We start from the raw sequence: 19,944 nt of genomic DNA on the forward strand, positions 1-19,944 counted from the left end.
GGCGCTCCTCGGGGCGCCCGTCAGTCCTTATCAAGCAACGCGGCCCGGAGTTCGTCTGCCCGGGCGACGGGGACCAGCGCGACCAGCATGTCACCGGCCGTCAAGACGGTGTCACCGCTGACGTTCATACCGTTACCGTCTCGGACCAGGTAGACCAAAAACGTCCCCGAGGGCAGGGAGATGTCACGGACCGCCTTGTTCGCCCACGGCGACCGATGGCTGAGGATGCTCTCCACGACCTCGACGTGGCCACGGTGGAGATGGCCGACGGCGATCAGTTCGTCAGACGAAATCTGCTGGTCGATGAGGCTAAAAATGATGCCTGTGGCGCTGACGGTGTCGTCAATGCCGATGTCGCGGAAGATCTGCTCGTGATTGGGGTCGTTGACCCGGGCGACGACACGTTTGACCTTCCAGACCTCTTTGGCTAACTGGCAGACGACGAGGTTGTCTTCGTCTTCGCCGGTGACGGCCACGACCACGTCCGCACGGCTAAACCCCGCCGCCTTTTGCGAAAGGAGTTCGCAACCGTCACCGTGCATGACTGATTCTTCGCCCAAGTGGTTGCCCAGCTTTTGGGCCATCCGGGCGTCTTTCTCCATGAGCAGGACTTCGTGGCCCCGCGCTGTCAACCGCTTCGCCAACTGAAGCCCGACGTTGCCGCCTCCGACAAGGATGAGATACATCTGCTTAGATCCCCATCTCCTCGACGAGGACGTTGTAGGAGTCGATCGGCTTGTACTCGTCGCCCATCAACCAGTCGCGGCACATGCCGGCGAGAAGCGCCGCCGCGTTGATACAAAAGAGGCCAAGCTTGCGGTACGCCTCCGCCCTCTGGGGGTCGGCGACCTTGACGGCGACGCGCTGCACTCCGAAATTGCGTTGGACGATCTGGGCCGCCATGATGTTGGTGTTGTCACCCCGGGTGACGGCAAAGAAAGCGTCGCAGGAACGGACGTTGGCCTTTTCGAGAATGTCAATGTCCAGGCCACTGCCCAGAACGATACGGCACGGGTAAGTCTTGCCAAGCCGCCGCAGGGCTTCGGGGTTGCGCTCGATCAGGGTGACCGAGTGGCCGCGAGTACTGAGCTGGAGGGCCAAAGTGGCCCCGGTGCGGCCGCAACCAAGGATCACGACGTTCATTGCGCAACCGGCTTTATACCCCTTGGGGCGTGAAGGCCCGGGCAACCGCTTCGGCGTCCGCGCCTTCCACGTAAAACGCGGCGGTGCCGCTTCCGGCCCATTGGCCGACCCGGGCGGCGAGGACGTTCCAGCCCTGCCGGGAGATCGTGCGGCAGACGCGGTAGGGCATACCGCGGCCGCGAGGAGCGCGCACCTCGATGATGCCCGGTGAGGAGTCCACGTAAGAGACAGTCAAGAATTCTTGGCGACGCTCGGGGTCCTTTCCCCGGCCGCGCAAGACTTCTTCCGGAGACTTGGCCCCCGACAACACTGCGTTCAAGGCGGCCTGCACAGAGGCGGCGACATGGCGCCCGACCGCCCGGCCGCCCGAACTGACGGTGAACATATCGACCGCCGTCGGTGGGACGACGGAAGTTGTGGAAGCTCGCAATCCCACCAGGCTCAGGTCGAAGGCATAAAGGACGGCAAGGATGGCCTGGAGGAGCCCGGGCCGGTCGGCACAGACCACCGAGACGTCGGTGACGCCAAGGTCGACCAGATCGTCCCACAAGACCTGAGGTTCGCCGCCCGCACTGGCCTCGGCGGCCCAGAAGTGTTGGTTCACCATCGCGGGGGCCGTGCTCAAGACATAGTGCGGCGGCAGGCTGTCGAGAAACGCGGCCAATCGTTCACGGGGGACTTCTTCTGCTTGGAGGTGCCGAAGGATCCGGCGCCGGGCGGCGGTCTCGTCGGGCCGGACTCCCGACTCGGCGGCCAGGGCTTGGGCCGTCCGGGCATGGAGTTCGAGCAGGAACGTTTCCTGCACCGGCGACCAAAGGCTCTCGTTGACCGACGCCATATCGACGAAGGTCAAGAGGGTCAGGCAGTCGAGCCGTTCGCGGTCGCCTACGACCTTGGCGAACTCCAATGCGGTGTCCGGATGCATGACGTCGCGCAAGCGGATGAACCGGCTCATCGTCAGGTGCTCTTGGACAAGCCAGGCGACCAAGTCAGTGATGCGCGGCTCCAACGACCACCGCGCGCCGACGGCCCGGGCCACTTCGGCCCCGACCAGGCTGTGCGGACGGCTGGGGTCGGCCTTGCCCACGTCATGAAGGAGGATGGCGAGGTGAAGCGGCCCGTCCTCGTCGATCCCCGCCTTGATGATGCCAAGAGGGGAGTCGGGCGGAGTGGCTTCCAGGCGGCGGAGAGCACGCAAAGTGTGCTCGAAGACGGTGTACTGGTGGCTCGGGTCGTCCGGCGCCATGGTCCGGCATGCCGTCAACTCGGGCAACAGTATCTGGAGGAGGCCGGCCCGGTCCAAGTTCCGGACCGTCGCCTCACCACCGGAGACGGCGGCGAGCGCCTCGGGCCCGGCGCCGGGCTCGGCCGCCGTCGTGAGTTCAGAGACCGTCAAGCCGAGTTTGGTCGCCAAGTGCAGTCCAAACGCCGCTTTGCCCGCCGAGGAACCGGGGACGACTTTGGCCTCGCCCCTCACCGCGACGACCGCGTCGTTAAGGCGGTACCGCTCCTCAAGCAACCGGTCGAGGGTGGTCAAGTAGGTCTGGTGGTTGGCCACCATCGCCTCGGCCAATGACGAAGCGAACTCGCGGGGAGGCACACCCGTCCTTTCCGCGACGTCGCCCGCCCGGACGCGGGTGAACGCGTCGAAGAGTCGGCCCGTGGCCAAGTGGAGGAGGATGCGGGCACGGAGGACGGCGGCGTAGCTTTCGGTCGGCGGAGCCTGACGTTCGCCGAGCGCGACGGCGATCCAGTTGGCGGTCAAGAAGCTCCGTAGCCCGCCGGCCCCGAACTTGAGGTCTGGCTCGACGACCAAGGGGGTCTCGTGGGTCTTGGCCATGTCGCGGCGCCGCTCACGGATCTTGCTCAAGATGAAGTCGGCCGTGGGTAGACCTCGGTAGACGGCGGCAAGCAGGGATTCCAGGGCCTCCGGGCTCCCCGCGACGAGCCGCCCGTCGAAAATGCCGCTCAGGATCGTCGCGTCATATCCGGGCACGTCGGAGACAAGCCGGTACGAGTAGCCGACTTTGAGGCCAAGACCCTGGTGGATGGCGTCCGAAGTCGTCCGGAAGAGCCACCGGACCGCCTCGGACAACTCCGGGCTGCCTTCTTCCAGAGGTACCAAAGCGAGGTCGATGTCGCTGAAGGGACACAACTCGGTCCGGCCGTACCCTCCCGTCGCGACCAAGGCGAGGGGTGGCAGGTCGGGGTGGGACTCTTGCATGAAGCCGAAGAGCTTCGCCAGGAGGTTGTCGGCCACCGACGTGTGGCGACGGCACCAAGCGAGGGAATCAGGGACGTCCCCCGCCGATTCAAAGAGCCGTGTCCGCGCTTCGCGGGCGATGGCGACGGCTTCTTCGATGCGGCGCTCCATGGGTACCAGGCCCAAGGGTGGACCAACCGGCCCACGTTTGTCCAGTCGGCCAACCTAGTCGAGGACCGTCCCTGACTGGATGACATGCCGTAACCGGGTGTCCCACGCCAATCCGACGGGAGTCAGGACCACGGCGAAGACCAACCCGGCGACAAGGGAAGTGAGCCCAAACCGGCCAAGCGCCCGGGCCCCGACCAGGGCCGGAGCCCGTCGCCGGACAAACGCGAAGACCTGGGCTGCCACGAGGACGAGTGAGAGCCAGAAGAGGGCGGTCCCCCGGGCGACACCCATGATGACCTCTGCGTCGTTGACAAGTGCTGTCTGGTCGTGCAGAGACGGGAGGCCGGGGTCGGCAAGCCCGACGAGGAGGCTGACCGAGGCGACGAAGAGGACGGCCAAGACCGTCACGACGCCGGGGAACAGGCGTCCCAGTTCGGCAGGTTCGCCACGCCATATCCGGTCTCGGACGACTCCGAAGCCACCCCAAACGACCGCTGCCCACAGGGAAGGGAACACCAACCTGGTCGCCGCGAAGACTGCCACCGCCAGGCATCCCCCGATCACCGCACACCAAGGCAGGGCAAAGACGGCCCGGGCACGTCCCGAGGCAGCCAGGAGACTTCCCACGCCGAAGAGTAGGGCTCCGGCCACGCCCGCGACCAACGCTCCGCCCGCCAGCCGTCCGGCCAAGAGCGCCTCCAGAGCAAACCTCTCCTGCCTGCGGCTGCTCAAGTCGGAGTCGGCCAAAGCTTCGGACAGCACCCGGTACTGACCTGCGGAGAGTTGCGTCCGGGCCGTGTCGAGAACCTGCGGCGCTTTGCCGTGCCGCAGGGCCGCCTCCATACCCTCTCTGAAGGCCGCTTTGGCGGCGTAACGCTCACTGGCCCGCCAGCCGGTCACCCCGATCTGGACGGTCTCCCATCTCGCCCCGTCCTCGCCCGGTTTGTCCAGTGACAGCCGGTTGACGTAGCCCAAGAATGCCTGGGCGAACCCAGGACCAAGGGCAGCGTCACGGCGGTAGAGGTCCCAGGCCGAGTCGTCTCCGGAGGCGGGGGGCGGGGCCACGTCGTCCCATTTGGACCGTGTGGAGGCTTCGTGCCATGCCCTTTCGGCGGCCTCCTGGTTGTCTAGCCGGTCTTGCGACCAGGCCTCCAGCACCGGCCAAACCGCGTTTTGGCGTTCGACATCTCCCATCCTTTGAGCGGCCTCGGCGATCGTCAGCAGGTCGTCGGTGGACCGCTGACCCGGTGCAAACGCCTTCTCGTAGATGAAGAGGCGCTGTTGTGCCTCACCACTCGGCAGAGCTCCTGCCAGGACACTTGAGGGCCGGGGCATCAAGGGCCGCAAGAGAAAGGGCCTTGTCGCCGGATGCAGGTTCAGCACGGCCAGCGCACCCGCCAAGGCGCCGACCAACGCCTGCTGGGGACGGTTCATCGACCGGCGGCGAAGGTCTGGGATTCCGAAGGCGAGGCGGTGGACGGAACGGCGACGAGTTGCAGGAACGTCATCAGGGCCAAGGCAGCCAAGGTCGCCGCCAAGATGCCTGGGACCCAGTGGGAAAACTTTCGGTGGCTTGCCGCCAAGCGGTGCCGCCGGAGGACGGCGGCGTCAAAATCGGCCGACACCTCGACCTCATCGACGGCGGCCATGCGTAAGGCCCCCATCGCCTGGTCCATCGTCACCTCCGGGCTGTCCGCCGAGTCGGCCCTTGCCGACGCAAAGGTCTGTTCGAAGTTCAACGCCCCCCCCTGGTCGCCTGGCACCACAAGACCCGGAACCGTTCTCGGGCGGTGTGGAGGCGAGACCGCACTGTGCCGACCGGAACCCCCATGGCCTCGGCGACCTCGTCGTAACTCAGCTGCTCCATCTCGCGCAAGACAAGGGTCGTGCGGAGGTCGGCCGGGAGCCGGTCGAGGAGACGCTCGACAAGGACCCGGGTCTCGATGTTCTCGGCGGGTCCCTCAGCGGCACATTCAAACTCGACCGTGTCCGCCCTCCGGCTGCGGAGCTTGTCCATGCACATCCGTACGCAAATCCGGTACAGATAGCCACTGAAGGCGCTGTCGTCGCGCAGCCGGTGGAGTTCGCGAAAGGCCTTGAGGAAGGCTTCTTGGGCGACGTCCTCGGCCTCGTGCGAGTCGCGCAACACGTTGGCAGCGACACGGATGATGCGCTTCCGATGGCGGGCGACGATCGAGTCCATGGCCCGCTCATCGCCCTGACGGCACCGGGCCAACCACGCGGCCTCGTCGGACCGAAGGTCTGCTCGGCTTTCCAGCGTCTGCGTCTCGGGCATGGTCACGCTCGACAGCATGATACACCCGTAAGACTGTTTTGGGACGCGAGAAAGTTCGGGCCGGTAGACTCGTCTCTTCGATACGGATGCTCTTTCCAACAACTCTGCCGGCTGAGGTGTGGACCGCCGTCGCCGCGCGGGCGTCCGTGGCCAGACAGGATCCCGTGCGCCAGAGCGTGGCCCTGCCTGGAGAAATGACCGTCGAGTTCGACAGTTCCAGTCGGGACGAAAAGGACGGGACGGTCCGGATGAAGGGAAACGTCGTCGCCCGCTACGACCTGACGACAGTCCGGTGCGATGAAATGGTCCTTACGCCAGGCGAGCACAAGGGCAGGGTCGTCGGCGAAGCAAAGCTCGACGACCCCGAGGGCAACGTCGCTTGCCGTGACCTAGAGTTCAACTGGAAGGACAAGACCGGTTCAGCGCAAGCGGTCACCTTAATAGCCGGGGGAGTCCGGATCGCCGCAGACTCGTTGACGATCACTCCCAAGAAGTGGGTCATCAGGAAAGCAGTCGGCACGGTCAGCCGGCTCAAGCACCCGCCCTATCGGTTTTGGGCCGAAACCGTGGATCTGGTGCCAGGCGACCAGGGGACGGCCCACCGGGTCTTCCTTGAGTTCTTCGGCAAGAAGTTCGGGCCCCTCGCCAACGTCGACTTCAACCTCGACCGTCGTGTCACCGGGTTCAAAATGCCCAACCTCACCAACAAACGGGGAGCAGGGTTTGGTGTCGCTTGGGACAGTTCGGTGCTCCTGACCGACAAGTCATCGCTGGGCGCGACGATCAACATGTTCCCCCGGTTGAGCCCGGAGTATCTCTTTCAGTACAGCTACAGCCCCCTTGACCCCAACTCCTCACCGTTCAGCATTGCGCCCCGAAGCGAGCTGACCGAGTACTTCGGTGACGGCTGGTTCGACTCGATCGTCATCAAGACGCCCGAAGAAGAGACCGAGACCATCGGCCAGCAAAGGAAGGCGGTGGGCGTGTCAGTCCGGGTCAACCAAGACACCTTCGCCCGCAATCCCGACGCGCTGAACGTCACGCAACCGCTGGACCTCGCGGTGGAGGCAGGAGGCACGCACCGAGGTTGGGGCTATCTGGGAACGGGCCACCTGCAAAGGGTCAGGGAAGACCGGGAAGACCCGTGGGTGGACCGGCTTGTCTTCCAGGGGACACTGAAACCACCGAGCCTGCAACTGGGCCGCCTCAGCTTCAGCTCGCGGCTCGATGCCGTCACGACGACGAGCAACCGAGGTCTGTTCGCCTTTGGTCGCGTCGAAACCGGCCTCGTCTACTCGCCCCTAGAGGGCGTCAACATCGGCGCAGGCGTCGGCTTTGGGGCGTCGGCGGGCGAGCCCGACTTTGCCTTTGACCGCGTGCCCTACGATAAATCATTGTTGGGCCGCGTCGATTACCGACGCGGCCCGTTCACCGTCCGCTTCCTGTGGAAGTGGGACCTGGAGACCAGGCGGCTTTATGACCGAGAGTACGAGTTGGCCCTAGTGGCCGACGGGTTCGAGCCGTTCATCACGTCCCGGAGTTTCCCGTCGGACTTCCGGGTCGGTGTCCGGTTCCGCCTCGACGCCTTGACCGACCACCTGAGCAAGCGGCAAGTGAAGCGTCGGGACTCGGACACGCCCGAGACACAAGTCCGCTAAGCAGCCCGTTCGTCGAGTTCGTCTCGGAAGCTGAAGCCAAAGACCCGGTCGAGCCGCACCTCACCGACATCGGTGATCATGCATGGCCCGTACAGCGGCACAAAGCCGACGTCGAATACCTCGGCGGTCTTGGTGTATTCCTTGCCGCTGCGGTCGGTGAACGTGATGTCGACGATGTGGCCGATGAGGGTCTTGGCTTCCGAAATCAACATGGATTTGTCTTCCTATCCGAAGTACAGCCCGGGCCCCGTCGCCCCAGCCGCAAGGGGGTTGTTCCGCGCCCATTGGCCCGCCGCCACAGTAAGGATGACGGAACGTCCTGATCCTCGTCGGAACACGAGTGGTGGGTGTATGATCCGGGGGTATGGCGTACCGTGTCTCGTTCGAGGTGTGCCGCGATTTTCCGCGGTCCTCGAGCCTTGAGTGGATGCTCGCCAACGGCCGCGGCGGCTTCTCCATGGGGACGGTCTCCGGGGCGAACACGCGCCGCTACCACGGCCACCTTGTCGCCGCGGTCAGCCCCCCGGCCCAGCGGATGGTCTTGCTGGACAACATCGAGGCCTATGTCACCCACCGGGGCGAGTCCGTGGGCATCTCGACCAACCAATATGTGGGGGCGGTCCACCCCTTGGGCTACCAAAAGCTCGCGTCATTCGAAGCCGGCGCGTCTGTACGCTGGGAATGGGACTTGGACGGCCAACGCTTCCGCAAGACATTGGTCAGCCACCCCGGCGTGGACGCCTGCACCGTCGTCTACGAGAACCTCGGCCCCGAGACCGTCCAGCTGACCCTTCGCCCGCTTGTCTGCCACAAGTTCTATCACGACAACTTCCGTGTCGCAGACTTCTACCCCGAGTTCATGGTCTTTCCTGACGAGCGGACGGTCCTCTCCCACCAGGGAGTCGTCCTCAGCCTGGAACACCCGGGCGCAGAACGCACCCCGACCACGGGCTGGTACTACCGCTTTGAGCACATCCGGGAGCACGAGCGGGGACTCGACGGTATCGACGACTTGTTCTGCCCCTGCGAGCTCCGCTATGTCCTGCCCGTCGGAGAAAAGGCGGTCCTTGTCGCCGCGACCGAAGAAGGAGTCGCGCCACTTGAGCCCCTATGCGTCCCAGATAGCCCACGTACCGTCAGGGAGCAGTTGGAAGACTCAGCACACCTCTTCACGGTCCGGACGGCAGACCGGTCGAGCGTGATCGCGGGTTACCCATGGTTCACCGACTGGGGCCGTGACACGATGATCGCCCTCCCCGGACTCTGCTTGACCACAGGCCGATTTGAAGAGGCGCGCAACATCCTTGCCAGCTATGCCAGCCAGATGCGCCAAGGGCTCGTCCCGAACCGGTTCGTCGAGATGGGTGAGACGCCGGAATACAACACCGTCGACGCGACTTTGTGGTTCGCAAACGCGATCTATTTGACTTTGTCGGCGGAGTGGGACGACGGGTTCGCCGCCCAGGCTTCGGCATGGCTCCGAGAGATCCTTGCCTGGCACCAGAAGGGCACGAGGTACGGAATCGCCGTCGACCCCGCCGACGGGTTGGTCACCCAGGGTGAACCGGGAGTGCAACTGACCTGGATGGACGCGAAGGTCAAAGACTGGGTGGTGACGCCACGCCACGGTAAGCCCGTCGAGATCAACGGCCTGTGGATCAACTTTCTCCGCGGGTCTGCTTGGGTCATGTCACGCTTGGGCCAAGACGCGGCTCCCTTCGAGGACGCGGCAAGCCTTGCCGAAGCTAACTTCGAAGCCAAGTTTTGGCACGAGGGCCGCGGTCACTACCTCGACACCGTCGACCCGGCCGACGCTAGCTTGAGGCCCAACCAGGTGATAGCGATGGCGTTGCCGTTCTCACCGTGCTCGCGCGAGAAAGCGGCGGCCGCGCTCAAAATCTGCCGGGAGCAACTCCTGGTGCCCATGGGTCTGCGCACCCTTGGACCCGGTGAACCGGGATACGTGGCCCGCTATGAAGGGCCAATGGCCCAGCGTGACGCCGCTTACCACCAGGGCACGGCTTGGCCGTGGTTGCTGGGAAGCTACGCCACCGCGACGATCAAGTGGACCGGCGACCGGGAGCACGCTCAAGCCGCATTGGCCCAGGTCGCGGGCATGCTGGAGGAATACGGCCTAGGCGGCGTCGCCGAGGTCTACGACGGGGACGCCCCGCACCGCCCTGGTGGATGCCCTTGGCAGGCCTGGAGCACGGCGGAAATCCTGCGGGCGGCGGCCCAAGACGACCTTTGGCCATGAGATTGGTTTTCTTGGAACTCTCGGCGGGGGTGTCCGCGTAGTGGTAGGTGGCTGTACCGTGAAGCGGCTCCGATTGACGAGGGCTGATGGCGGTAACGACAAGCACAGTTCAACACTCCACACCGGCGGGGTCTCTCGCCGGGTTTTTTCTTTTCTGACCGCCCTTTTTGCGGCACGGCCGGGCCGCCCAGTCCGTCTGGAAAGGAGCCCCTCGCGACTCTGAGCCCATGTCCCGACCGTTCGTCCACCTGCACAACCACACCGAGTACAGCTTGCTCGACGGTGCCAACCGGATCCCCGACATGGTCGCCCGGGCCAAAGAGCTGGACATGCCGGCCCTGGCCATCTCCGACCACGGCGTCATGTTCGGGTGCATGGAGTTCTTCTTCGAGTGCCAGAAGAAGGGGGTCAAGCCGATCATCGGCATGGAGGCGTACGTCGCCCCCAACGGGCTCCACAACAAGCAGGGACGGGAGGAAAACCAGACGTACCACCTGCTCCTCCTCGCCAAAAACATGGAGGGCTACAAGAACCTCTGCAAGTTGCACTCCATCGCGGCCCTGCAGGGCTTCTACTACAAGCCACGGATCGACCACGAGGTCCTCGCCGCCCATGCCAAAGGTCTAGTCAGCTCGACCACCTGCCTGGGCAGCGAAGTGAACCGCTACCTGATGGCGGGCGACTACGACAAGGCTCTTCGCACCGCGGCGATGTACAAGGAGATGTTCGACCCGGACTCCTACTTTGTCGAACTGCAGAACCACGGCATCCCCGAACAACTCTTGTGCAACGAGCATCTTGTGAAGATCGCGAAAGAGCTACACCTGCCGCTCATCGCGACCAATGACGCCCACTACCTGTGCAAAGGCGACGCGGAGCCTCACGACGTGCTCTTGTGCATCGGCACGGGAGACCTGAAAGACGACCCCAAAAGGTTGCGCTTCAGCGGCCCGGACTACTACCTGAAGGCCGTCGATGAAATGGCGGCCCTCTTTCCCGATCACCCGGAAGCGATCGAGAACACCTTGATGGTCGCCGAAATGTGCGACGTGCAACTCGGTTCGGCCCGCGCCCTGATGCCCGAGCCGGAGATGGAGCCGGGACACGACCCGTCGAGCTATCTGACCAAGCTGGCCGAGAAGGGGCTGCTCGAGCGGTGTCCCGGTGCTACCGACGAAAGCTGGCAAAGGCTGAACTACGAACTCGGCGTCATTCAAAAAACAGGCTACGAGTCGTACTTCCTGCTTGTCCGCGAGTTTGCCCAGTTCACCCGGGGCCAGGGCATCATGTTCGGCGTCCGAGGGTCGGCGGCCGGGTCGTTGGTGAGCTACGCCCTCGGCATCACCGACGTCAACCCGGTCGAATACGACCTGACTTTCGAGCGGTTCCTCAACCCTGAGCGCGTGTCGATGCCCGATATCGACATGGATTTTGAGGACGCCCGGCGAGACGAGGTGATCCGATGGGTCAGCGACCGGTACGGGCAGGACAGGGTCGCCCAGATCGTCACCTTTGGGACACTTGGCGCCAAGGCCAGCCTGCGCGACGCCGCGCGGGTCATGGGGTTTACCCCCGCCGAGGCGGACAAGGTGGCCAAGACAATCCCCACGGGCCCGGGCTGGAGCATCGCCAAGGCTGAGAAAGAGGTGCCGGAGTTCCGGACCGTCGTCGAGTCGGACGCCCGGTTCCAGCCCTTGGTCGAGACGGCCAAACGCATCGAAGGCCTCGCCCGCCACGCGGGGGTGCACGCGGCCGGGGTCGTCATCAGTCAGGAGCCGCTGGACAACTACATCCCGCTGTACAGGTCGAACGACGGACAGGCAGTCACAGCCTACGAAATGGGGATCCTGGAAAAGATCGGGCTCCTCAAGATGGACTTCTTGGGGCTGTCCAACCTGACCGTCCTTGCCAAGACGGTCGAGAACATCCGGGCGACCCATCCCGACGCTGACGAATCTGCGCACCCGGTCGTCGGGGGCCATCAGGCCATCCCGCTCGACGACGCCGAGACGTTTGAAATGCTGAGCCGGGGCGAGACCGTCGGTGTCTTCCAGCTTGAGTCGGGGGGTATGCGCCGGAACATCATCGAACTGCGGCCCCAAAGCGTCCGGGAACTCGCCGCCATGGTCGCGCTCTACCGGCCCGGCCCGATGGCCCTGATCCCCGAGTTCGTCAACAACAAGCACGGCCGGGCGACGCCCGAATACCTCGACGAGCGGATGAAGCCGATCCTGGAGGAGACCTACGGGATCATCGTCTACCAAGACCAGGTCCTCAAACTTGTCCAGGCCCTCGCCGGTTTCAGCCTCGGCAAAGCGGACATATTGCGCCGCGCCATGGGCAAGAAAGACCTGAAGACGATGGAGTCGATGCAGGGCGAGTTCCGCGATGGCTGCCGGGCGAACGGCGTGGCCGACGAGGTCGCCGACAAGGTCTGGGAACTGCTGCTCCCCTTCGCCGGCTACGCGTTCAACAAGGCCCACGCCGTCTGCTACGCGATCTTGGCTTACCAGACCGCCTACCTCAAGGCGAAATATCCGGTGGAGTACATGGCCGCGCTCCTTGCCGCCTACCGGACGAAGGAAGACCGGGTGACGACATTCGTCGAAGAGTGCCGGCGCCAAAGCATCGGGGTGCTCCCGCCCGACGTCAACAAGTCGCACAAGGACTTTGTGATCGAGCAGGTGGGCAAGCGGCCCGCCATCCGGTTCGGGCTCGGCGCGATCAAGGGCGTCGGCGACGGCTTGGTCGAGATGATCATCGCGGAGCGGAACGAAGAGCCGTTCAGCCACCTGTACGAGTTCTGCGAGCGGATGAGGCCTCATGGCTTGAACAAGGCCGGGCTAGAAGCGTTGATCCGTTCAGGGGCCCTCGACAGCCTCCACAAGAACCGCAACGCCACCCTCCACGTTTTGGAAGGTGCCCTGATGTTCGCCGACGAGGCCGTCAAACGGAAGAACTCGCCGACGGCCAGCCTGTTCGAGGGGTCCGAGGACATGGCCCCGGTCACGTACCCCAATCTGCCGTCTGAGGTGAACGCCCCCAGTCGGAGCGAGCTCCTCAAAATGGAGAAGGAGACGATGGGCATCTACGTCTCCGACCACCCGCTGCGTGGCTATGAGCGGACCCTGGCGACCGAAGCGACCCACACCACAGCCCAGGTCCAAGAGACAGAAGAGCCGATAGCCGTGACGCTAGCCGGCGTGCTGGCCCAGTGCACCAAGACGACAAGTCAAAGGACAGGGACAAGGATCTGCCGGATCACCCTAGAAGACTTCACCGGACAAATGGCCTGCTTTGCCATCGGTGAGACGGTCACCAAGTTCGACAGCCTTCTCACCAAGGACAACGTCGTCGCGATCCGGGGCCGACTGAAGTTCGACGAGCGCCCGGGGATGAGTGAAAAGCGGGCCGAAGTCCAGGTCTTTGAAGTCAAAGAAATCACTGCGCCGGTAAACCTCGACAATATCGACGAGTCGGTCGCGGGCACCGTCTTACTCCGGATTTTCCGTGCGACCAACCGCCAGTTGGCCGAGGTCCGCAAAATTGTCGAGGATAATCCGGGGGACTATGAGGTCGTCGTCCAGGTCGTGGACGTCAAAGGCGGTGAGCCCATCGTCATGCTGCACCGCGTCGCGATGACCGACAATGTCTATAAGGCCCTGCGCCACGCCGTGGATCGTTGCGAGATCGACGTGATCCACCGAAGGCCAAGCGTCCTAGACGAGGCGGGCCAGGCGGAGCAGGGTGTGACTGCTCCGCGTTAAGATGTCGGAAGAACAGGAAAAACTATGTTCAGCGCTGTCACAGTCGCCCTTTGCATGACTCAGATCGCCGCGGGGGTGAAACTCGCCGGCGTGGCCCCGCCGGCACCGACTCCGGCGACGGCGCCCGTGGCCACGGCCACCACCGCAACGTCCACGACCCCGGCGGCCAAGCCCGCCGAGGGGAGTTTCGACTACGACATCGCGAACTTCACCATCCTTCAAGACAAACAAGTCCAGAAGGACCTCGGGATCACCGAGGAGGTGCGGGCCAAGCTGAACAAGCATGCCGAATGGTTCAACGGTGAACTCAAGGTACTCGACGCCGCGTTCAAGAAGGTGCGCGAAAGCAACCCCAAGGCGCAACCGCCGAACGACAAGGTCGTCCCCCTCCAGAAGGAACTCAAGAAGCGGGTCTTCGCCGACCTTACCGCCGCCCAGATTGTCCGCCTGCGAGAGATCACCGTCCAAAGCGCTGGTGACGCCGCCGTGCTCGACCCACGTGTCGGCAAGGCGATCGGACTGTCCGACGCGACGACCAAGGCGTTGCGGGACCGGTTCCAAGCCAACGCCAAGAAGGCCCAGACCTACCAACAGGAGATCAACAAGGAAGGCGGGGAACTGCAGCAGAAGTATTTGAAGCCGTTGATCGAAAAATACGGCAACACGCAACCCAAAGACCAGGCCGAGTCAACGAAGCGTCAAAACGAGGCCAAGGCCGCGCTCGAACCGCACAAGGCAGAGTTCGAGGCCCTGCAACGCAAGCTCCAATCCCGGATGGGCGACCTCGAAAAGGACTTCCATACCTTCGTCGAAGGGAAGTTGGACGCCAAACAGAAGGCCAGCCTAGCCAAACTCAAGGGCAAAGAGTTCAAAGCGGGCTGACCGTCACGCCTTGACTTGGCGGACTTCGCAGTCCTTGAGGAACGCAGGGTCGACCGTCGCTCCCAGCCCCGGACTGTCGGGTAGGACGGCGTCACCTTGGTCGTGGACCATGCCTCCCAGCACTGGGTCCGCACACTGGCTGTGGAACGAGTCGAGGTCGAACCAGCGGAAAACTGTCGAACTGCTGGCCAAGTGGGCCGCCGCCGTCGCACCAAGGCGCGTCTCGACCATGCCCCCGTGCATGCAGCGGCCACCGCTGTTGGCGGCGACCGTGGCGATGCGCCGACCCTCGGCCAACCCACCTGCCTTGCTCAGCTTGATGTTGATGAGCTCACAACGGTCGGCCTTGAGCAGTTCAGCTGCATCCAGCGAGGTAAAGACGGACTCGTCCGCCATGACCGGCACGGGCGAGGTCGCGTGCAACCGACCCAAACCAAGGTGGTCGTGCCGTCGTACCGGCTGCTCGCAGAACTCGACGTCATACCGGCTGACCACTTGCAGAAGCGGGAGCGCGGTCGCAGCGTCATAGGCTTGGTTGGCGTCCACTCGGATGGCAGCGTCCGGCACCGCGTCCCTCACGGCGGCGACGCGCGCGGCGTCGTTCTCCGGCCCGTCCCCGAGCTTCACCTTGACGGCACGATATCCACTCGAGACGATCTCCCGTGCCTGCTCGGCGGCTTCCTCCGGCGGCACGATGGCAATGGTCAAGTCGGTCGGCATGCGCCTCGGCTGCCCGCCCAAGTGGACGACCAGCGGCAGGCCCAGGGCCTGTGCCTCGATGTCAAAGAGCGCCATGTCCAGGGCGCTACGGGCCGTGGCCTGCCCGGCCAGTACCGACTCCATCAGGGCCACGGCCTCGGTCGCGGAATCGAACTGTCGGCCCACCAAGAATCCGGCAAGGTCGTGACATGCCGCCAAGCAGGTCGCCTGCGTCTCGCCATTGATCGACCGGAGTGGCGCCGCTTCACCCCATCCGACCAGTCCGTCGGTCGTCGTCACCCTGACGAACACGATCTCGGCGTCCTTGGTCACCATCGTGGCGATGCGGAACGGCTTGCGGAGAGGGATGTCGGCCTTGAAGACATCGACCGAAGTGACCTGGAGCATCGCTATGGATTCTTGCGCGTCGGCAAGACTTTGTCCACGGCTCCCAGGACCGACCCGCGCAAGTCGGCGGGGACTCCCTCGGCAACGTTCTTACCGAGGGGTGCCCCCAGCAAACATCTCGCGATCACCGTCGCGGCCAATGCCGACCCCGCCACTGTCGCATGGTTGCCGACGGCGGAGAACAACGCTGCCTTCGGGTCCGTCTGGAGCACCCGGTCCCAAACACGTCCGACGGGGACCACACTCGACTTGGTCTTCGTGGCGATCGCGCGGTAGATGTCTTCGATATAGGCCGTCTCGTCGACGCCCCGGCGGGGCCATTCGGCAAAGAAGAACACACGCGAACCCTTCGACCGGGACATGGTGGCGAGCGTCTCGGCGGCCTCGTGGGAGTAGTCCACCCGGTGGGACATGCTGATCTTCTGGGCCTGGAGAACGACGGCGTAGGCTCCCCCGCCCACCGCGGCTGTCGTCTGCTTGTCCTTGGCCGCGTCGTCCAGGTGCCCGCAGGCGAAGTACTTGGCCTCCCAGCGTACACCGTCCGTGCATTTGGACAGGAGCCGGGCCGTCCGCCCGGCGACGTCGTTTTGGCCGGTCAGGCTATTGCCGACGAAGACGACCGTCCTGACGGGGACGAGCAGGCTCACGGCGACAATGGTGGGCGTCATGGCTCGAACGGCCAAGTCGGCAGAGTCCGGGCCAGAGGTTTGTCCGTCCGGTAGCCCAACTCATATTCCGCCTGGACGAGGGTGTGGATCTCGTGGGTCCCTTCGTAGATCATCGCCCCTCGGGCGTTGCGGAAGTACCGTTCCACAGGAAACTCGTCGCAGTAGCCGTATGCCCCGTGGACCTCGACCGCCTTGTGCGCCGCGTCGAAGGCCGCCGCGCAGTTCACCCACTTGGCCATCGACACCTCGCGGGTATGGCGCTGGCCCGTGTTCTTCATCCAGCCGACCTTCTGGTACAGAAGCCGGCCGACCTCCCGCCCTTGGACCATGCTGGCGATCATTTGCTGGACGAGTTGCTTCTTGCTGATCGCCTCACCTTGGACCGTCCTCTCCTGGCTGTATTTGACACACGCGTCCAGACACGCCTGGATGAGGCCGACCGCGCCGCTCGCCACGGTGTACCGGCCATGGTCAAGGGCAGACATCGCGATCTTGAACCCGTCGCCGTCTTCACCCACCCGGTCCGCGACGGGGACCTTGAGGTTGTCAAAGAAGATCTCACCGGTGTTGCCAGCGCGCACGCCCAGCTTGCCCTTGATCGGACGGCTGCTGAACCCCGGTGTGTCGCGGCTGACGACGAAGGCGGCATGTCGGGGTTTCGGGGCGTCACCCGCCAACTTGGCGACGACCAAAAACCGGTCGGCATAGTCGGCCAGGCTGATCCACGTCTTCTGGCCGTTAAGGATGTAGTTGTCACCGACACGTTCGGCGGTGGTCACCATGCCCATCACGTCACTGCCGGCGTTTGGCTCCGTCAGACCGAAGCCGCCGACGGCCGCACCTGTCGCCAGCGACGGGAGCCAGCGTCCCAATTGCTCGGGGCTGGCCCACTGCATCAGGGTCATGCTGTGCAGTCCGGTGTGGACGCTCATGACGACCCGCGCGGTGCTGTCGGCCCGCTCCAATTCTTCGCAGACGATCCCCAAGGAAATGTAATCGGCGCCCATGCCCCCGTATTTCTGCGGGAGACACACGCCGAGGAGTCCTGCCTCCCCGAGCTTCTTGAGCGTCTCGGGGTCGGACGTGTGGGCACGGTCGAGTTCCTTGACGGTGGGGACGACGACGTTTTGGCCAAACTTGTGGGCGGCCTCTCGAATCAATTCGTGCTCGGCGCTGAGGGCGAAATCCATGGACGATCCAGATTCTACGCGGGCCCGGGGGTTGTTCGCTCGCCAAGGCAGGTCGGCAATCTTCACTTTACTATAAGGGAAACTAACCTCCCTCATTGTGATAAGCTTGGCGAGATGGTTGAGGATCGGTTGGACGTCGTGTTCCTCGCCTTGAGCGACCCGACACGCCGGGCCATGCTCACCCGCCTCTCGACGGGCGAGTCGTCAGTCGGCGACTTGGCCAGGCCGCTCAACCTGTCCCTTCCTGGCACCCTCAAGCACCTTAGGACCCTGGAACGGGCCGGGTTGGTCACGACCCAAAAGCGGGGAAGGACCCGTTACGTCCGGGGGAGGGAAGAGGCCATGGCCGACGCCCGGGCCTGGATGGAAGCGACCGCCGCTCACTGGAAGGGTGCCCTCGACCGCCTTGAATTGGCCCTCCTCGAAGAAGGGAACCATGCCTCACCTCGCGACTGAAGTCCTGAACGACTCGACCCTGCGCCTGACATACCGGTTGGCCGCACCCGTGTCCCGAGTCTTCGGCATGTGGAGCGACCCTGCCGTCTTCCCCACGTGGTTTTGCCCGGCCCCGCCTTGGGAATGCACCGTCGTAGCGTACGACTTCCGGCCTGGTGGCGCCTATCGCGTCCGCATGGTCGCCCCCGACAAGGACGTCTACGAACTCTTCGGTGAGTTTGAGACGATCGAACCCGAAACAACCATCTCCCTGAGTTGGAACTGGGAGGACAGCCCGTCACATCCCGCTCCGTCACACGTCCAGATCGCCTTCGGAGCCGATGCGGACGGCACCAAGCTGGTCATCACGCACAGCAGGTTCCTCAGCCCGGACTCACGCGGGCGGCACGAGGAGGGTTGGGGTGCGGTCATCGGCCGGCTGGAAACCGCCTTGGCCACACCCTGACCTTGCCGCGATCAGCCGAGGAACCGCCAATCCGTCGAGACCGACTTCGGCATCTCGTCGGGGCGCATGTAAGCCCGCAGAAACGCGACGGGCATGTTCCCGGTCTGCAGCACCGTGTCGTGGAACTGCTTCTCCGTCATCCGACCCGGCACCAGTTCGTTGTGAAGCGCCCTGATCTGGAGGCCGCCGACCAGGTACGCCAGTTGATACAGCGGCGGGTAATCGCCGGCAAACGACCGGCGCACCTCCGCCTCTGCGTTCCGACGCTCGTGCCCGACTTGGTCGACCAACATGTCGACGCACTGTTCAGGGGTCATCTGGCCAAGGTGGTACTTCAGGGAGAACACGATGCGTGCGCACCGGTGGGCCCGCCAAAAGAGCATGCCCATCTTCTCCATGGGAGTCTTGGCAAAACCCAAGTCCCAGAGGCGGAGCTCCCAGTACAGCGCCCAACCCTCGGTCCAGAACGGCGTGGCGAACCTTTGCCGATACGGGTGGTACCGGTCGTTCATGAACCCCTGGAGGTGGTGCCCCGGGATCAACTCATGGTGGACCGTCGCCCGGGCGAAGTAGCGGTTGTTTCCTCGCAGGCTCATCAGCTTCGCTTCGTGGGACATCGTGTCGGTGGGGAAGGCGACAATGATCGACTCTCCGCCTAAGAAGAAGGGGTTCTTCAGTTGCGCGTCAGGGGACATCATCTCCATCCGCCACGACTCTTTGGCCAGTTCCGGGACGGTCACCAAGTTCCGCGACTCGACGAACTCGATCGCCTCTTGGGCCAGTTCGCGCACCATCGCCGGCTGTTGCCCCGGGTCGACGTGCTGGTGTTTCACCTGCTCCAGCGCGTCACGCCAGCCCTTGGCGCCCATCTCCTTGGCCGCCTTTTCCATCTCGGCATGGCACCAAGCGAGTTCCCGTTCACCGACGGCGATGAGCTCTTCCGGCGTATAGGGGATCTTTTCGGCCTGAAGGTCGCTCACAAGGGAGTCGCGCCCGGCCGGGTCGCCGACCAAAGACTCCTTTTCATTGGCAGGCAGGTGGAGGATTTTTTCACGTATAGCCTGCTGGTGACGGCCCAGGGCCTCCCGGGCCGCCCTGTACGGGGCCGAGCACCACCACGAGAAATTGGGGTCATAACCCTCGTAGAAACGAAACCAATGGTCTATGGCGCGCTCGGCCCGGTCGACGGCGCGGACCACCCTGCTGGCCAGGCCGTTGCTCGGCTTGGCCTTCTCCATCTTGGCGAACCAAGCCGCACACTGGTCGGGCACGCTGGCCAGCAGGTCCGCCGCCGCACTCGGGTCGACCTTGACCGCCCGGCGCAAGTCGTCGTCCAGCTGGACCAACTTATGGAGCACCGGCAACAGCGCCACCGCTTCGTCCCATCGCTTACGGTCGGCGTCAATGTCGCGCAGACTCTTCTCCAACTCGTTGCTCATGAGCAGATAGTCGAGTTGGCCGTCACGGTCGAGCTTGGAGCGGTCCATCTTGGCCAGGGCCTTCTGCCGGTCGAGATAGAACGCCCTGAGGCGGTCGGTGTTGGAGGCGAGCAGGTCGTTAGGCCAGCTCCGTTGCAGGCTGCCGAGGTCGGCACCGTACCGTTCGATGAAGTCCACCATGGTCGTGTGTTGGGCAAGGGCTTGACAGTTGGCGAAGACTGCCAGGGCGGCAACAGCGAGCACGCGTCCCATGGCGCGGGAG

Annotated in this window: 17 protein-coding genes; 6 read left to right on the forward strand and 11 right to left on the reverse strand. The window is 64.3% G+C overall.

What is annotated here, in order from left to right; genetic code table 11:
- Positions 1 to 20: 20 nt before the first annotated feature.
- From KF857_06860 to KF857_06885, 6 genes are read right to left on the reverse strand one after another with little or no spacing between them, the layout of a single operon-like run.
- On the reverse strand, positions 21 to 686 hold the full coding sequence (locus KF857_06860; protein ID MBX3111713.1) for an NAD-binding protein: 666 nt from the start codon (positions 684 to 686) through the stop codon (positions 21 to 23).
- Between the two features lie 4 nt (positions 687 to 690).
- A complete protein-coding gene (locus KF857_06865) occupies positions 691 to 1,143 on the reverse strand; it encodes a TrkA family potassium uptake protein (GenBank protein ID MBX3111714.1) in 453 nt (150 codons plus the stop codon).
- Positions 1,144 to 1,156: 13 nt separating this feature from the next.
- Positions 1,157 to 3,517 (reverse strand): HD domain-containing protein, encoded by a 2,361-nt coding sequence (locus tag KF857_06870; GenBank protein ID MBX3111715.1) that lies wholly within the window; start codon positions 3,515 to 3,517, stop codon positions 1,157 to 1,159.
- 54 nt (positions 3,518 to 3,571) lie between these two features.
- Positions 3,572 to 4,951, reverse strand: a complete 1,380-nt coding sequence (locus tag KF857_06875; protein ID MBX3111716.1) for a hypothetical protein — start codon at positions 4,949 to 4,951, stop codon at positions 3,572 to 3,574.
- Positions 4,948 to 5,256: a hypothetical protein gene (locus KF857_06880; protein ID MBX3111717.1), complete on the reverse strand. Its 309-nt coding sequence runs from the start codon at positions 5,254 to 5,256 to the stop codon at positions 4,948 to 4,950. The genes KF857_06875 and KF857_06880 overlap by 4 nt, the downstream gene beginning before the upstream one ends.
- A complete protein-coding gene (locus tag KF857_06885) occupies positions 5,253 to 5,831 on the reverse strand; it encodes a sigma-70 family RNA polymerase sigma factor (GenBank protein ID MBX3111718.1) in 579 nt (192 codons plus the stop codon). Before KF857_06885 ends, KF857_06880 begins: the two co-directional genes overlap by 4 nt.
- A 146-nt stretch (positions 5,832 to 5,977) precedes the next feature.
- On the opposite strand from KF857_06885, the gene KF857_06890 reads away from it, so the two are divergent.
- Positions 5,978 to 7,471, forward strand: a complete 1,494-nt coding sequence (locus KF857_06890; protein ID MBX3111719.1) for a hypothetical protein — start codon at positions 5,978 to 5,980, stop codon at positions 7,469 to 7,471.
- Here KF857_06890 and KF857_06895 read toward each other — a convergent pair.
- Positions 7,468 to 7,683 carry a hypothetical protein gene (locus KF857_06895; protein ID MBX3111720.1) on the reverse strand — a complete coding sequence of 72 codons (216 nt, stop codon included), beginning with the start codon at positions 7,681 to 7,683 and terminating at the stop codon, positions 7,468 to 7,470. The two genes, KF857_06890 and KF857_06895, sit on opposite strands and share 4 nt — an antisense overlap.
- A 152-nt stretch (positions 7,684 to 7,835) precedes the next feature.
- Here KF857_06895 and KF857_06900 point away from each other — a divergent pair, with 152 nt between their 5' ends.
- The 3 genes from KF857_06900 (at position 7,836) to KF857_06910 (ending at position 14,377) form a co-directional block, all read left to right on the forward strand.
- Positions 7,836 to 9,728, forward strand: a complete 1,893-nt coding sequence (locus KF857_06900; GenBank protein ID MBX3111721.1) for a glycogen debranching enzyme family protein — start codon at positions 7,836 to 7,838, stop codon at positions 9,726 to 9,728.
- Positions 9,729 to 9,955: 227 nt separating this feature from the next.
- Positions 9,956 to 13,495: a DNA polymerase III subunit alpha gene (locus tag KF857_06905; protein MBX3111722.1), complete on the forward strand. Its 3,540-nt coding sequence runs from the start codon at positions 9,956 to 9,958 to the stop codon at positions 13,493 to 13,495.
- Between the two features lie 24 nt (positions 13,496 to 13,519).
- Positions 13,520 to 14,377 (forward strand): hypothetical protein, encoded by an 858-nt coding sequence (locus KF857_06910; GenBank protein ID MBX3111723.1) that lies wholly within the window; start codon positions 13,520 to 13,522, stop codon positions 14,375 to 14,377.
- A 3-nt stretch (positions 14,378 to 14,380) separates the two neighbouring features.
- On the opposite strand, the gene KF857_06915 is transcribed toward KF857_06910, so the two are convergent.
- Genes KF857_06915 through KF857_06925 form a run of 3 tightly spaced genes read right to left on the reverse strand, consistent with a single transcriptional unit; the run spans position 14,381 to position 17,342 of the window.
- Positions 14,381 to 15,484 (reverse strand): dipeptide epimerase, encoded by a 1,104-nt coding sequence (locus KF857_06915; protein ID MBX3111724.1) that lies wholly within the window; start codon positions 15,482 to 15,484, stop codon positions 14,381 to 14,383.
- A gap of 2 nt (positions 15,485 to 15,486) precedes the next feature.
- Complete coding sequence (locus KF857_06920; protein MBX3111725.1) at positions 15,487 to 16,131, reverse strand: hypothetical protein; 645 nt, start codon at positions 16,129 to 16,131, stop codon at positions 15,487 to 15,489.
- Positions 16,132 to 16,148: 17 nt separating this feature from the next.
- Entirely contained in the window at positions 16,149 to 17,342 is a 1,194-nt protein-coding gene (locus KF857_06925) for an acyl-CoA dehydrogenase family protein (GenBank protein MBX3111726.1), read from the reverse strand.
- A 114-nt stretch (positions 17,343 to 17,456) separates the two neighbouring features.
- Between KF857_06925 and KF857_06930 the strand changes: the two genes are divergently transcribed.
- Positions 17,457 to 17,798, forward strand: a complete 342-nt coding sequence (locus tag KF857_06930; GenBank protein MBX3111727.1) for a winged helix-turn-helix transcriptional regulator — start codon at positions 17,457 to 17,459, stop codon at positions 17,796 to 17,798.
- Positions 17,779 to 18,243: an SRPBCC domain-containing protein gene (locus KF857_06935; protein ID MBX3111728.1), complete on the forward strand. Its 465-nt coding sequence runs from the start codon at positions 17,779 to 17,781 to the stop codon at positions 18,241 to 18,243. Before KF857_06930 ends, KF857_06935 begins: the two co-directional genes overlap by 20 nt.
- An 11-nt stretch (positions 18,244 to 18,254) precedes the next feature.
- Here the strand turns inward: KF857_06935 and KF857_06940 are convergent, their stop codons facing one another.
- A complete protein-coding gene (locus tag KF857_06940; GenBank protein ID MBX3111729.1) occupies positions 18,255 to 19,934 on the reverse strand; it encodes a DUF885 family protein in 1,680 nt (559 codons plus the stop codon).
- Positions 19,935 to 19,944: the final 10 nt, after the last annotated feature.

It is taken from the genome of Fimbriimonadaceae bacterium, assembly GCA_019638795.1.
Classification (GTDB): Bacteria; Armatimonadota; Fimbriimonadia; order Fimbriimonadales; family Fimbriimonadaceae; genus JAHBTB01.

Coding starts and splice junctions, on each gene's coding strand:
- KF857_06885 (MBX3111718.1), bottom strand. CDS start 5,831: ATGCTGTCGAGCGTGACCATGCCCGAGACGCAGACGCTGGAAAGCCGA.
- KF857_06860 (MBX3111713.1), bottom strand. CDS start 686: ATGTATCTCATCCTTGTCGGAGGCGGCAACGTCGGGCTTCAGTTGGCG.
- KF857_06935 (MBX3111728.1), top strand. CDS start 17,779: ATGCCTCACCTCGCGACTGAAGTCCTGAACGACTCGACCCTGCGCCTG.
- KF857_06905 (MBX3111722.1), top strand. CDS start 9,956: ATGTCCCGACCGTTCGTCCACCTGCACAACCACACCGAGTACAGCTTG.
- KF857_06895 (MBX3111720.1), bottom strand. CDS start 7,683: ATGTTGATTTCGGAAGCCAAGACCCTCATCGGCCACATCGTCGACATC.
- KF857_06925 (MBX3111726.1), bottom strand. CDS start 17,342: ATGGATTTCGCCCTCAGCGCCGAGCACGAATTGATTCGAGAGGCCGCC.
- KF857_06870 (MBX3111715.1), bottom strand. CDS start 3,517: ATGGAGCGCCGCATCGAAGAAGCCGTCGCCATCGCCCGCGAAGCGCGG.
- KF857_06940 (MBX3111729.1), bottom strand. CDS start 19,934: ATGGGACGCGTGCTCGCTGTTGCCGCCCTGGCAGTCTTCGCCAACTGT.
- KF857_06915 (MBX3111724.1), bottom strand. CDS start 15,484: ATGCTCCAGGTCACTTCGGTCGATGTCTTCAAGGCCGACATCCCTCTC.
- KF857_06875 (MBX3111716.1), bottom strand. CDS start 4,951: ATGAACCGTCCCCAGCAGGCGTTGGTCGGCGCCTTGGCGGGTGCGCTG.
- KF857_06900 (MBX3111721.1), top strand. CDS start 7,836: ATGGCGTACCGTGTCTCGTTCGAGGTGTGCCGCGATTTTCCGCGGTCC.
- KF857_06865 (MBX3111714.1), bottom strand. CDS start 1,143: ATGAACGTCGTGATCCTTGGTTGCGGCCGCACCGGGGCCACTTTGGCC.
- KF857_06930 (MBX3111727.1), top strand. CDS start 17,457: ATGGTTGAGGATCGGTTGGACGTCGTGTTCCTCGCCTTGAGCGACCCG.
- KF857_06910 (MBX3111723.1), top strand. CDS start 13,520: ATGTTCAGCGCTGTCACAGTCGCCCTTTGCATGACTCAGATCGCCGCG.